The following is a 13,782-nucleotide window of genomic DNA, read 5'->3' on the forward strand; positions in this document are numbered from 1 at the left end:
AGTAGGAGGTGCTTAAAGTTTAGCCGCGTCTTTGCGGCGCCGGCGCATGCGCCTTAGATCCGAAAGTTAATTTAATGTCCGATCACCACGGCGCCGTTCCGGCGATTGCGAAGGCGTTGTCGAGCCGCGGCTATTCAACGCTTACCCCTGTTCAGCAGGCAATGCTCGATCCTGCGCTTGTCGCCTCCGATGCGCTTGTTTCGGCCCAAACGGGTTCGGGTAAGACTGTGGCCTTCGGCATTGCCATGGCGCCGACGTTGCTTGCCGAGCGGGAGCGTTTTGGGCAGGCTCGCAATCCCCTGGCGCTCGTCATAGCGCCGACCCGGGAACTTGCGATGCAGGTGAAGCGCGAGCTCGACTGGCTTTACGAGGTGACTGGTGCTGTGATTACCAGTTGCGTCGGAGGCATGGACATCCGCAACGAACGGCGTGCGCTCGAACGCGGAGCCCATATCGTCGTCGGCACGCCCGGCCGAATTTGCGACCACATACGCCGCAATGCGCTCGATCTCTCCGACCTGAGGGTCGCGGTGCTGGACGAGGCGGACGAGATGCTCGATCTTGGCTTCCGCGAAGATCTGGAGTTCATCCTGGAGTCGGCGCCCGATGATCGCCGCACATTGATGTACTCGGCCACCGTCCCGGCCGGCATCGCCAAACTTGCGAAGCGCTATCAGAGGAACGCCGTTCGCATTTCCACGACGACAGAGGAAAAGCAGCACGCCGATATCGAATACCGTGCCCTGGCCGTCGCGCCTTCCGATCGCGAGAATGCGATCATCAACGTGTTGCGCTACTACGATGCGACCAACGCCATCGTCTTCTGCTCGACGCGTGCCGCCGTCAACCATCTCACGGCTCGATTCAACAATCGCAATTTTGACGTAGTCGCCCTTTCCGGGGAACTGACGCAGAATGAGCGTACCCATGCGTTGCAGGCCATGCGCGACGGCCGTGCGCGTGTCTGCATCGCAACCGACGTCGCCGCACGTGGTATTGATCTGCCCGGTCTCGATCTGGTGATCCACGCCGACCTGCCCACCAATTCCGAAACCTTGCTTCATCGAAGCGGTCGTACGGGTCGTGCGGGCCGAAAGGGTATCAGCGCCCTCATCGTGCCGGTCAATGCTCGCCGCAAGGCCGAGCGCCTGTTGGCGGGGGCCGAAATCACGCCGACCTGGGCGCGGCCGCCGTCGGCGGAAGAGGTGATCGCGCGAGACCAGGAGCGCCTGCTGGCCGATCCGATCTTCAATGAGGCACCGCGTGAGGAAGAGCAGGACCTGGTCGCGAGATTGGTGTCCGCCTACGGCGCGGAGAAGCTTGCGGCCGCCTTTGTCAATCTCTACCGCGCCAAGCAGTCGGCGCCGGAAGATCTTCTAGAGATTTCGGTTCAGCAGGGAGCGGCTCGCAAGCCGCGCGAAGGCGGCGGTCATGCTTCCGAATTCCCCAGCACGCCCCGCACGCCGCGCGCAGAATTCGGCCCGGCAGTCTGGTTTTCGCTGTCGGTCGGCCGCAAGCAGAATGCCGAGCCGCGTTGGCTCATCCCGATGCTCTGCCGCAACGGCAATCTTACCAAGTCAGAAATCGGCGCCATCAAGATGCAGGCGGAGGAAACCTTTGTCGAGATCGCAGCGGATCACGCCGAGAGCTTCGCGCAGTCCATCGGCAAGGACAAGACGCTTGAGCGCGGCATCAAGGTCGTGAAACTGCCCGGCGTTCCCGATTTTGATCGCTCGGCGGGGTCGCAACCCAAGGCGAAGAAAGCATTTTCCGGAGGTCCGAAGGCTGACTTCCAGCAAAAGGGCAAGCCCAACAAAAACGCCGGGAAACGTCCCGGCCCCACCCGTCCCTTTCAGAAGAAGAAGCCAAAAACAGGTGGACGAGGAGAATAGGCTTGTTTTCGCATGCCGTTCTTATAATACCCAGTGAAGGCTTCTGGCGGAGTGCTCGCTCCTATGTAAGCCGTTCCTTCATCCATTCTCGAGCATAAGCTTTGGCTTTGGATGCGAGGCATGTGGGAAGGCGCTCAAATCCGTGAGGAGCTTCGGGCGCGACGATGAGTTCGGCGTTGCCATTGAATTCCTGCCACCGCTCATACATCTTGCGGCTATCATCGACTATTGGATCGAGCGCTCCCGCGATGAAAAGCGCCGGCGGCATTTTCTTGAGATCAGCGTAACAGGGGGAAAGCTCGGCAGAACGGTGCGCGTGATCCGACATGCCTTGCGTCAGCCGCTTGAGGTTCTCGAGTGCCGAGCGGGCGTCGATAACAAGGCTTGTTTCTCCTGCCGCCCTGAGACTTGCCGACCCTTGCATGTCGAATGCCCCGCAAAAGGAGAGGAAGCCTGCGACCGAATTTATTGATCGCTTGGCGGCAAGACGGATGAGCGCGATGGCGGCAAGATGAGCACCGGAAGACTCGCCTCCAATGACGATGCGCTCCGCCTGGAGCTCGGGAAAGTGGTCAAGGACCCACTGCGTTATCGCAACGGCGTCCTCTATCGTTTGCTCAAGCCGGTCATCGACAGCCAAGTGAAAGTCGCCGCAAACGGCGGTGACGTTGCAGGCACGCACCATGTCGGCGTTCCACCCGTCGTCGAGGCGCGCGTTGCCGAGAACCCAGGCTCCTCCATGGAAATGCAGATAGACGCCGCGCGGTGCGGAGCCGCTGTGGCCGCGAAGCACTCGAAGCATTATCCTTCGCTGGCCCGTTTCAGCAGCAACCGTTTCGAACTTGACGCCTCGAGCCGCACGGAATTTCGGGAAAACGCGCTGGCCCGCTCCAATCAGAGTATTTAGGATGGAAGCATTTACCCGTCGGCCCGGGTGATAACGGGGAAGCAGACCAAGCGCGCGGTTTAGCATCTGCGCTCGCCGGATGTCGCGTTGGTCAAAGATCGCCCCTGGCGCAGTTTCCATTCCAGCTCCAGCATTCGCCTGATGAGCCTTCCAATATCGCCTTCGACAACAGGCAGGTCATCGGAATGTTCCCGACGGTGGATGCGTTTGAGCGCAAAGCACCCGCCAAAGGTCAATATTGACACTTCATGTATACAGACTTAAGTCTTTGGAAGAAATGTGAGGAAATGGAAGCTGCTTGGGCACCCACGGACGGCCATGATGATGTCCCCGCGAGATTTCGTTCGCAACGGGTCTAGGGAAAAGACGGAGTTGCATGAATTTGCGGGGTCTGTCGCGGAGGAAGATTACGGGGGTGTGTATACAAAGAGCGGTGTCTACAGAATAGGATGAGGATGCCGGCGTCGACGCCGTTATTCCCATGACCAATCGATCGTCGTTGAGCATGCGGCGTCTGTTGGGGCAATCTAAAGGGCGCTCTTGAGGAGGATGCCGCCCGACAAGAGCTTTCGATGGTTCGTCTTAGGAGGAGGAAGAAGATGATTACCAGAAGAACACTTATTACCGCTGCAGGCGTTGCGCTGGGCACGATGGCGGCTCTGCCGGCCGTCGCCCAGGAGGTGGTCAAGATCGGCCTCGTCCTGCCAATGACCGGACCGTTCGCATCCACCGGCCGCCAGGTCGAGGCGGGCGTGAAAGCCTACATGGCCATCAACGGCGATACCGTGGCAGGCAAGAAGGTTGAAGTCGTGCTGCGCGACGATGCCGGCGTTGCGGACCAGACCCGGCGCATAGCTCAGGAACTTGTCGTCAACGACGGGGTCAAGCTGTTGATGGGCTTCGGTTTGACGCCACTTGCCATGTCGGTTGCGCCGGTTCTCAACCAGGCGAAGGTCCCGGCTATCATCACGTCGGCAACGACTTCGGCGATCATGCCGCAGTCGCAGTATTTCGTCCGCACCTCGATGGCAGGCCCGCAGTCGGCGGTCCCGGTCGCCACCTGGGCGGTGCAGAACAATCTGAAACGCGTCGTGACGCTAGTCTCCGACTACGGTCCGGGCATCGACATCGAAAAGGGTTTTACCAACCAGTTCAAGAAGGAAGGCGGCACGATCGTGGAAGCCGTGCGCGTTCCACTCGCCAATCCAGATTTCGCTCCCTTCCTGCAGCGCGTCCGTGACTCAAAGCCCGATGCCGTTTTTGTTTTTGTCCCGTCGGGTGTCGGTTCGCTTTTCATGAAGCAGTTCGTCGAGCGTGGTCTGGCGGATGCGGGGATTAAGTTGATCGGTACCGGTGATATCACGGACGACGACCTGCTGAACGGAATTGGCGCGGCCGCAAAGGGTGTGATCACCGGCCATTTCTATTCCGCTCTGCATGACAGCCCGGAAAATAAGGCCTTCGTCGAGCAGGTGAAAAAGGCCAACAAGGGCATGCGGCCGAATTTCATGTCGGTCGGCGGTTACGATGCCATCCATCTGGCTTATGAAAGCCTCAAGAAGACAAATGGCGACACCGATGGGGCAAAGCTCGTCGATGCCATGAAGGGCATGTCCTGGACAAGCCCGCGTGGCCCAATCACGATTGATCCGGAGACCCGTGATATCGTTCAAGACATCTACATGCGTGAGGTCAAGGAGGTGAATGGCGAACTCTACAATGTCGAGTTTGCTACTTATCCCAAGATCAAGGATCCCAATGCGGCGGCCAAGTAACGCAGCGCAATCGGATGGCGGGTCTGCCGCCATCCGATCGATGAAAGAGAGTGCGCCGCTGCTTGAGCCTGGACGGCAGTTCCCGTAGATGATGGGCGCCATGATGTCTCCGCCCATCCTCTCTGAATCCAAGATTCAGCAGCACAGCCTGCGGCATCTCAGGGCGTTTCTCGCGGTCATCGATACCGGTTCGATTACAAGGGCTGCTGAACTCTGTTTCGTATCGCAGCCTGCTGTTACGCAAGCCCTGTCGAAGATCGAAAAGACGGCTGGGCTGATGCTGTTTTCCCGTACGCCACAGCGTATTTTTGCCAATTCGGCCGGGGAGGTGCTCGCCAGACGTGTCGAGCGTGCCTTTGGCTATCTGGACCCTGCGTTATCGGAACTGTCGCCAAGACTGCGTGTCACGGCGACGACTTCCCAGCTGAAAGCGTTGATCGCGGTAAGGGAAACGGAAAATTTCACGCTGGCCGCCCGGCAATTGGGCCTCAGCCAACCTGCGGTATATCGCGCGGTAAGCCAGCTTGAGGAAGTGGCGGCTCGCCCGCTTTTTGAGCGATCCCCCTATGGCCTCGTCGCGACACGACCGGCGCAAGCTCTGGCGCAGGCTGCCCGGCTCGCGTTGCTTGAATTGGAGCAGGCCGATGCCGATCTTGCCGAATTGACTGCCGCCGAGATCGGACGGATTGTTGTCGGGGCAACTCCGCTGGCAAAATCCTACCTGCTGCCGAAAGCGATCGCGAGCTTTCGGAAGTTTCGCCCCAATCTGCCCATTCAGATACAGGAAGGCCCCTACGGCGATCTTTTAACCGCTCTTCGCCGTGGGGATGTCGATTTCCTGCTCGGAGCCTTGCGAGATCCTCCACCCATCGGCGACGTGGAACAAAAAGTGCTGTTTCATGATACGATCGTACTCGTTTCAGGCTGCAGCCACCCGCTGGCAGGTCGGCGTGAAATTGCAATCGAAGATTTGACAGGCTTCCCCTGGGTCGTAGCCCAGACGGGAACGCCCATCAGGCGCTATTTCGACCAAATTTTTTCCGATGCCGAAGGTGGGGCGCCAAAGAATATCGTGGAGACGGGATCACTTATCCTGATGCGTGAACTCCTGGACACTTCCGAACATCTGGGCTGCACGTCCCGACTTCAGGCGGAAGCGGAGATAGCGCGAGGCCTCATGCAGGCCCTGCCGTTTGATATGAGCAAGACGTCTCGACCGATTGGGGTGACCGTGCGTAAAGACTGGTTGCCCACGGCCGCTCAGAGAACTTTTCTGGAACTTTTGCCGACGCCGCCGGAAAGGGATCTATAACGAAAAGTTATGCCCGGGCAGATGATCTGATTAACGAGAAATGAAACGCGCGTTTAGGATGAACGGAAGAAATTCGGATGATGCCGACCCAATCTGCCAAGCGGTGATCTCTCGGGTTGCTAAGTTGAGGAAAGTGAAGATAGTGGGGCATCAAAGCATCTTGCGGTGACTGCCGCCACCAATCTGGGACAAGCCCGCGAGGGAGCTGCAGGTTTACCAACTGGTTCGTTTTCGGCAGTCCTTGGGTGTCTGCACGGGATCTAAGCATTCAAGAGGAGGAGGGAAGGTATGCTCAACAGAAGAACATTGCTTGCTGCTGCGAGCGTGGCGCTTGGTTGCCTTGCGCAGTTTCCGGCAGCGGCGCAGGAAGCGGTAAAAATTGGTCTCATCCTGCCGATGACAGGCCCGTTTGCATCGACGGGCAGGCAGGTTTCGGCCGGCGTCAAAACTTTCATCGAAACTCATGGCGATACGGTTGCGGGCAAGAAGATCGAGTTGATCATCCGCGATGACGCCGGGGTCGCCGACCAGACGCGCAGAATTGCGCAGGAACTGGTCGTCAATGACGGCGCCAAAGTGCTTGCCGGGTTCGGTCTGACGCCACTTGCGATGTCGGTCGCACCGGTCGCGACCCAGGCGAAGGTGCCGACGGTGGTGATGGCCGCCGGTACGGCCTCGATCACCAAGGCATCGGAATACATCACTCGCACCTCGGGCACCTTGCCTCAATATTCCCTTCCCGTAGGAACCTGGGCGGCCGAAAACGGTATCAAGAAGGTGGTGACGCTCGTAACGGACTATGGTCCGGGCATCGATGCGGAAAAGTGGTTCACCAAGGAGTTCAAATCCAAGGGCGGCGAAATCGTCGAAGCGGTGCGGGTCCCGCTGCAGAACCCGGACTTCGCGCCCTTCCTGCAGCGGGTGCGCGATGCAAAGCCTGACGCAGTCTTCGTTTTCCTGCCGTCCGGCGTTGGCTCGCTGTTCATGAAACAGTTCGCCGACCGTGGCCTTGCCGAGGCCGGCATCAAGCTGATTGCAACTGGCGACGTCACCGACGACGACATCCTCAACAGCATGGGCAAACCGGCGATCGGCACCATCACGGGCCACTTTTATGCCACCGCGCATGACAGCCCGGAAAACAAGGCCTATGTTGAAGCTTTCAAGAAGGCCAACAACAACATGCGGCCGAACTTCATGTCGGTTGGCGGTTATGATGGCATGGCACTGATTTATGCGGCGCTCGAAAAGACCAAGGGCGATGCAACCGGCCCGGCTTTCATGGCAGCCGTCAAGGGGCTTTCCTGGACGAGCCCTCGCGGCCCCGTCTCGATCGATCCCGATACCCGCGACATCATCCAGAATATCTACATACGGGAAGTCAAGGACGTGAACGGCGAACTGCAAAACGTCGAGTTCAAGACATTTGCGGCGCTTAAGGATCCGGAAAAGGCAGAAGCGAAATAAGTTCTGCTTCAGCGGCAGGCGGCGGGACTGGAGCCGCGGCTTCTTCCCCCTGCCGCGAAAGCCTGACATCTTCGATCACGACCGTGGCTCCGGCGATAAGGGCCATGGTCGGTTGCGCTAAATCCTGCGATCATGGCTTCCTGAAAGCGTCAATGATCGCTCCCAAAGAAGATCCAAATGCTGACAATCCTGTTCGATGGCGTCGCCTACGGTATGTTGTTGTTCATCTTGGCCTGCGGGTTGACGGTGACGCTTGGCCTGATGAATTTCATCAACCTCGCACATGGTGCCTTTGCCATGGCGGGCGGCTATGTAACCGTCGTAATGATGAACCGCTATGGCATATCCTTTTATTGGTGCTTGCCGGCAGCCTTCATCGTCTCGGCGCTGATCGGGTTGGTGCTGGAGCGGACGCTCTACCAATGGCTCTATCAGGTCAGCCATCTTGATCAGGTTCTGTTTTCGATCGGGATCGTGTTCATGGCGGTTGCGGCGACCGACTATTTCATGGGCGGCCAGCAGCAGCTTATCAATCTTCCGCCGGAGCTTTCCGGCAGGATGGACGTATTCGGTGTAGGAGTTGGTCGATATCGGCTTTTCACCATCATTGTCTGCGCAGCCCTTGCTCTCGCCCTGCAGCTGATCCTGTCCAAGACCCGCTTTGGAAGCCGGTTGCGCGCCGCTGTCGACGACCGCCGGGTCGCAATGGGGCTCGGCATCAATGTGCCGCTGGTTTTCGCACTGACCTTCGCCTTCGGTTCAGGCCTGGCCGGGCTCGGCGGCGCGATGGGTGCGGAAATTCTGGGTCTTGATCCGAATTTCCCGTTGAAGTTCATGATCTATTTCCTGATCGTCGTATCGGTTGGCGGTACCTCGACCGTCTCCGGTCCATTCCTTGCCGCCATGTTGCTCGGCATCGCCGATGTTGCCGGCAAATATTACGTTCCCGCCATCGGGCCGTTTGTAATCTACGCGCTGATGATCGTGATGCTGATCGTTCGTCCGAACGGTCTCTTCGCCAGAGGTGGCCGATGAGTGTTCTCCCACAGGAAGCGACCATGGTTGCGACGTCCTCCCCGACTGCGGCAGCGAGCCGCGCCGCCAAGCTGATGAAGCGCAGGAGCCGCGTGCGCTTTTATGAAATCATCGTCTGGCTTGCCGCGATTGCCGCTTTTTTTGTGCTGCCGTCGAAGATGTTGATTCTGACCGAGATCGCCATCCTGGCGTTGTTTGCCGTCTCATTGGATCTGGTTCTCGGTTTTGCCGGGATCGTGTCGCTTGGTCATACCGCGTTCTTTGGCCTGGGCGCCTATATAGCCGGCCTGGTTGCCCTGCATTACGTGGCGGAGCCGGTGGTGGGGCTCTTGGCGGCGGGCATCGGTGCCGGCCTCCTCGGTTTCGTTACCAGCTTCCTCATTCTGCGCGGGTCGGATCTGACGCGCCTGATGACGACGCTCGGTATCGGCTTGATGATGGCGGAAATGGCTAATCAGATGGCATGGCTGACCGGTGGTGCGGACGGCCTCAGCGGCTTTTCGCTTGGCCCAATTCTCGGGCTGTTCGAGTTCGATCTCTTCGGCAAGACCGGGTACATTTATTGCCTTGTCGTACTGTTCGTCGGTACGATGCTGATGCGGCGCCTTGCCTTTTCGCCATTCGGACTGTCGCTGAAGGCCATCAAGGCAAACCCGATGCGGGCGGGAATGATCGCGATCCCGGCTCGCAAGCGCATCGTGACGGTCTACACCATCGCTGCCGTCTTCGCGGGCATGGCTGGCGCGTTGCTGGCCCAGACGACAAGCTTTGTGTCGCCGGACGTGCTGGCATTCCACCGCTCTGCCGACGTGCTGCTCGTGCTGACGATTGGCGGCACCGGTTACCTCTACGGAGGGATCTTCGGGGCGGTGCTGTTCACCTTGGTGAAAGACTGGCTCTCGATCGTCACACCGCAGTACTGGATGTTCTATATCGGGCTGATCCTTGTCGTTCTGGTTTTGGTCGGTCGTGACCGCCTGGCGCGGTGGATCGAATATCTGCCGGAGCATCTTTCGAAGTCGAAGGAGGAGGGCAGATGAGCGATATCGTTCTCGAGACCAGGAACTTGAAGCGGAGCTTCGGAGCATTCCTCGCAACCAATGACGTGAGTCTTAAAGTGGAGCGTGGTGCCCGCCACGCCCTGATCGGACCGAACGGAGCCGGCAAAACCACCCTGATCAATCTGTTGACGGGTGTTCTGCCGCCGTCCGAAGGGCAGGTCTTCCTGGAAGGGGAGGATATCACCTCGCTCGCGTCGTTCCGCCGGGTCAAACGTGGACTAACCCGGACCTTCCAGATCAATCAGCTCTTTAACGACTTTACCCCACTTGAGACGGTCGCATTGGCAATCGCCGAACGGCAAGGAATCGGTCACAACCTGTGGACTTCGATTGCTGGCTACGGCGCCGTCGTGGATGAAGCGGCAGGGCTTCTGGCTCGTTTTGGTCTTGCTTCGGTGATGGGCGAGCGAAGCGTAATTTTGCCCTATGGCAAGCAGCGTCTATTGGAAATCGCGCTCGCCTTCGCTTCCAGACCGCGCGTCCTGTTGCTCGACGAGCCGGCTGCCGGTGTACCCGAAGACGAACGGCACGAAGTCTTGGCGATCGTGTCGGACCTGCCGAGCGACGTGACGGTGCTTCTGATCGAGCACGATATGGATCTGGTTTTTTCTTTTGCCAACCGCATTTCTGTTCTGGTTGCCGGCGCGCTCTTCACAGAAGGCACGGTCGCGGAAATTTCTGCCGATCCGCGCGTCAAGGCCGTCTATCTCGGGGAAAATGCATGAGCGCGCCGGTTCTGGTGACAGAAAAACTCGTTGCGGGCTACGGTGAGGCGAGTGTGCTTGCCGGTATCAGCCTGACGATTGCCGAAGGTCGGACACTGGCGCTGCTCGGCCGTAACGGCACAGGAAAGACGACCTTCGTCAATACGCTTGCAGGGGTTACGACACATCATTCCGGGTCGATCCATCTGATGGGCCGCGATATCACCAAGCTCAGGGCCGATAGGAGGACTGCCGCAGGCATCGGCTGGGTGCCGCAGGAGCGCAACATTTTCAAGTCTCTGACAGTCGAGGAAAATCTCACCGCAATCGCGCGTCCCGGGGTGTGGAATGTCGAGCGTGTCTACGGCATGTTTCCCCGCTTGAAGGAGAGGCGCAAAAACCTTGGCAATCAGCTGTCCGGCGGAGAACAGCAGATGCTGGCAGTCGGCCGCGCCTTGATGGTCAATCCCAGACTGTTATTGCTTGACGAACCGACCGAAGGTCTGGCGCCGATCATCGTCGACGAGCTGCTCGCTGCGATCCAGCGAATTACCCAGGGCGAGGGTATGTCGGCGATCATCATCGAGCAGAAGGCACGCAAGGTCCTGCCTCTTTCCGACGAGGCAGTCATTCTCGATCGCGGCGCAATCGTCTACCAGGGCACCAGCGCCGAGTTGCTTGCCGACGAGGCGGTGCTTGGCCAGCATCTCGGAGTGGAGAAGGGTGGTGCAAGGCACTGAAGGAATATGAGGCTAAGCGAGCCTGCCTCAGCTTTGACGTTGGTCAATGAGAGGCATAGACAAGCTGTCTAAAGGTCTCGCCGTTCAGTCATCAGAATGTTGCCATGCTCGAAACCCGTATTCGCCGCCCATCGCTTCTCGATCGTATAACCACGCCGCAAAAGGCAGCCAGCCTGATCAAGGATGGCATGATCATCGGCATGAGTGGCTTCACCCGCGCCGGCGATGCCAAAGCTGTACCGATCGCGATGGCGGAGCGGGCGAAAACGGATCCCTTCAAGATTACCTTGATCACAGGCGCCTCGCTCGGCCATGATATCGATCGCATGCTGACGGAGGCGGGCGTTCTGGCTCGCCGGATCCCTTTCCAGTCCGATGCGACACTGCGGGCTGCTATCAACCGCGGCGAGGTGATGTTTATAGATCAGCATCTTTCGGAAACCGTCGAACACCTGCGGTCGAACCAGCTTGGTCCCATCGACTATGCGGTTGTAGAAGTGGCTGCGATCACCGAGGATGGCTATCTCGTGCCTTCGACCTCGATCGGCAACTCCGCCAGTTTCGCCATTCTGGCAAAAAAGATCATTGTCGAGATCAATCTTAGTCAACTCGCCGAGTTAGAAGGCCTGCACGACATCTACACGCCGACAAAGCGACCGTCCCGCGTGCCTATCCCGGTTGTCGCCTGCGATAGTCGTGTAGGCTTCCCTTATGTGCCTATTGATCCGGAGAAGATCGTAGCGATCGTTGTAACCGACGAGAAGGACAGTTTTTCGACGGTCGAGCCTGCCGATGCCGACACGGATGCGATTGCCGAGCATCTGATTCGTTTTCTGGAGCAGGAGATCAAGGACGGGCGTCTGGACCTGACGCTGCAGCCTCTGCAAGCCGGGATCGGCACGATCGCAAACTCAGTTCTGACCGGGCTGGCCGCCGGGCCATTCCACCATCTGCGGATGTATAGCGAGGTGCTGCAGGACAGCACCTTCGATCTCTTTGACGCCGGGAAACTGACCTTCGCGTCAGGCTCCTCCATTACCCTGTCGGCCGCCTGTGCCGAGAGAGTTTTTGGGCAGTTCCACAAATACAGGGACAAGTTGGTGCTTCGCCCCCAGGAGATCAGCAACCATCCGGAGGTGATCCGCCGGCTGGGGGTGATCGGCATCAACACCGCTCTCGAGGTCGATATCTATGGCAACGTCAATTCGACCCATGTGAATGGCACGCACATGATGAACGGCATCGGTGGCTCCGGCGATTTTGCGCGCAATGCCTACCTTTCCATCTTCGTCAGCAAATCCGTGGCGAAGGGAGGTCGCATTTCTGCCGTTGTTCCGATGGTGCCGCATGTGGATCATACCGAGCACGATGTCGATATCATCGTGACAGAACATGGGCTGGCGGATTTACGAGAACTGGCGCCACGCGAACGCGCGGAGCGGATCATCGCCAACTGTGCTCATCCCGATTTCCGCGATCGTCTGTCGGATTATTTCACCCGTGCCTGTGCTAGAGGCGGGCAAACTCCTCATCTCCTCGACGAAGCTTTCGCATGGCATGAGCAAAGCCGTAAAACCGGTACGATGCGCCTCGGGTGAAGAGGTTTCGGTTCCCCGCTCGGTAGGGTTGCCGATAAGCCACATTCAATGCCTTGTTGTCGTCACAAATCAATTTTTTTAGCAACCAGATGTTGTCGCCGGAATCCAGATTGGTATTTCTCTGAATCATCAGAACACTGCCATAGGATAGGTGATGCGGAAGCTGGTACCCTTCGTCTTTGTCGCGGTTCTCGCTGCGTGCGCACGCCCATCGGATGGCCCGACGGCCGGCAGTTTCTATAGCGCTACCGATCCCCGAACGAATGAAAAAATTCGTGTCGTCAGGCTTGCGGACGCGCCGATGGATCCCGTGGCGGTATCTCCGCTCGCCTATTCGGGGGCGGATCCAGGCCTTAGTGTTATGCGCTCCGGCGGTTTTGCCGACAACCGGTTGCGTCGCGGCGATGTGATCGAGGTGACGATTCTCGACACCGGTGAAGAGGGACTTTTCTCCTCGACCCAGAGCAAAACCCTCAATCTTGGTCGTTTCACAGTCGACTCGGCCGGAACTGTAACTCTCCCATTTGTGGGGCGGCAACGTGTGCTCGAATCGTCGCCCGAGGCACTGCAGGCACGCATTGTTACCGGACTAAAAGGATCTGCAGTCAACCCGCAGGCAATCGTTACGGTTGTCGACAAACCGACGAGCGGCTTTACCGTCAATGGCGATGTCCGCTCGGCCGGACGCTTCCCCCTCACGGCCCGCAGGGAAAAGGTGCTCGATGCGATCGCGCTTGCCGGGGGTGCATCGTCTGCACCAAGCGCTGCAACCGTGACGCTCATTCGCGGCAAGCAGCGCGCCAGCGCACCGCTTGAGCGGGTGTTGAACGAGGACCGGCACAACGTCCATCTCCTGCCCGACGATCAGCTTTACATCGGAAAGGACGCGGTGACCTTCACCGCCTTCGGCGCGTTCAAGAGTGTTGGCGAATTCGAATTCGAGCCGGGCAAGCTAACGTTGGCTCAGGCGCTTGGCCGAGCCGGCGGCTTGCTCGACGATCGCGCTGACGCGAGCAATTTTTACGTTCTGCGCAATCAGCCCGTCTACACCCAGGCCGCAGCGGTGAATGCCGCCAAAAATCCTGGTGCGCCCTTCGTGACCAACAAGCCGGCGATCTACCGGGTAGATCTGAACGATGTCTCTAATCTGGCGCTGATGCAGCAGTTCAAAGTCATGGATGGCGACATTCTATACGCCAGCAATTCCGGCCTGGTGGATTTCGCAAAGCTGTTTACCGTATACCAGAAGAGTGCGCCGACGGCGGCAGCTCCGCTTCCAGGCTCCAACTAG

The 13,782-nt window shown here is 58.7% G+C and carries 11 protein-coding genes; 10 read left to right on the forward strand and 1 reads right to left on the reverse strand.

All coding sequences use genetic code 11. The annotated features are described in order from the left end of the window. Positions 1-74 precede the first annotated feature (74 nt). Positions 75-1,892 (forward strand): DEAD/DEAH box helicase, encoded by a 1,818-nt coding sequence (locus EDE05_RS11500; protein WP_134101125.1) that lies wholly within the window; start codon positions 75-77, stop codon positions 1,890-1,892. A gap of 61 nt (positions 1,893-1,953) precedes the next feature. Here the strand turns inward: EDE05_RS11500 and EDE05_RS11505 are convergent, their stop codons facing one another. Continuing rightward, entirely contained in the window at positions 1,954-2,694 is a 741-nt protein-coding gene (locus EDE05_RS11505) for an alpha/beta hydrolase fold domain-containing protein (protein WP_245519896.1), read from the reverse strand. 704 nt (positions 2,695-3,398) lie between these two features. Here EDE05_RS11505 and EDE05_RS11510 point away from each other — a divergent pair. The 9 genes from EDE05_RS11510 to EDE05_RS11550 all read left to right on the forward strand — a co-directional run bounded on the left by EDE05_RS11510 (position 3,399) and on the right by EDE05_RS11550 (position 13,782). After that, positions 3,399-4,574, forward strand: a complete 1,176-nt coding sequence (locus EDE05_RS11510) for an ABC transporter substrate-binding protein (RefSeq protein ID WP_134101131.1) — start codon at positions 3,399-3,401, stop codon at positions 4,572-4,574. A gap of 88 nt (positions 4,575-4,662) precedes the next feature. Beyond that, complete coding sequence (locus tag EDE05_RS11515) at positions 4,663-5,886, forward strand: LysR family transcriptional regulator (RefSeq protein ID WP_245519897.1); 1,224 nt, start codon at positions 4,663-4,665, stop codon at positions 5,884-5,886. 288 nt (positions 5,887-6,174) lie between these two features. After that, a complete protein-coding gene (locus EDE05_RS11520; protein WP_134101133.1) occupies positions 6,175-7,353 on the forward strand; it encodes an ABC transporter substrate-binding protein in 1,179 nt (392 codons plus the stop codon). Between the two features lie 177 nt (positions 7,354-7,530). Further along, a complete protein-coding gene (locus EDE05_RS11525; RefSeq protein ID WP_105370945.1) occupies positions 7,531-8,388 on the forward strand; it encodes a branched-chain amino acid ABC transporter permease in 858 nt (285 codons plus the stop codon). Between the two features lie 23 nt (positions 8,389-8,411). After that, entirely contained in the window at positions 8,412-9,428 is a 1,017-nt protein-coding gene (locus tag EDE05_RS11530) for a branched-chain amino acid ABC transporter permease (protein WP_245519903.1), read from the forward strand. Next, positions 9,425-10,174 carry an ABC transporter ATP-binding protein gene (locus EDE05_RS11535; RefSeq protein ID WP_134101139.1) on the forward strand — a complete coding sequence of 250 codons (750 nt, stop codon included), beginning with the start codon at positions 9,425-9,427 and terminating at the stop codon, positions 10,172-10,174. The genes EDE05_RS11530 and EDE05_RS11535 overlap by 4 nt, the downstream gene beginning before the upstream one ends. Then, positions 10,171-10,893 carry an ABC transporter ATP-binding protein gene (locus EDE05_RS11540; protein ID WP_134101142.1) on the forward strand — a complete coding sequence of 241 codons (723 nt, stop codon included), beginning with the start codon at positions 10,171-10,173 and terminating at the stop codon, positions 10,891-10,893. The genes EDE05_RS11535 and EDE05_RS11540 overlap by 4 nt, the downstream gene beginning before the upstream one ends. 104 nt (positions 10,894-10,997) lie before the next feature. Continuing rightward, complete coding sequence (locus EDE05_RS11545; RefSeq protein WP_134101145.1) at positions 10,998-12,491, forward strand: acetyl-CoA hydrolase/transferase family protein; 1,494 nt, start codon at positions 10,998-11,000, stop codon at positions 12,489-12,491. A 154-nt stretch (positions 12,492-12,645) separates the two neighbouring features. Continuing rightward, positions 12,646-13,782, forward strand: a complete 1,137-nt coding sequence (locus tag EDE05_RS11550; RefSeq protein ID WP_134101147.1) for a polysaccharide biosynthesis/export family protein — start codon at positions 12,646-12,648, stop codon at positions 13,780-13,782.

Source organism: Neorhizobium sp. R1-B (genome assembly GCF_004368875.1).
GTDB lineage: Bacteria > Pseudomonadota > Alphaproteobacteria > Rhizobiales > Rhizobiaceae > Neorhizobium > Neorhizobium huautlense.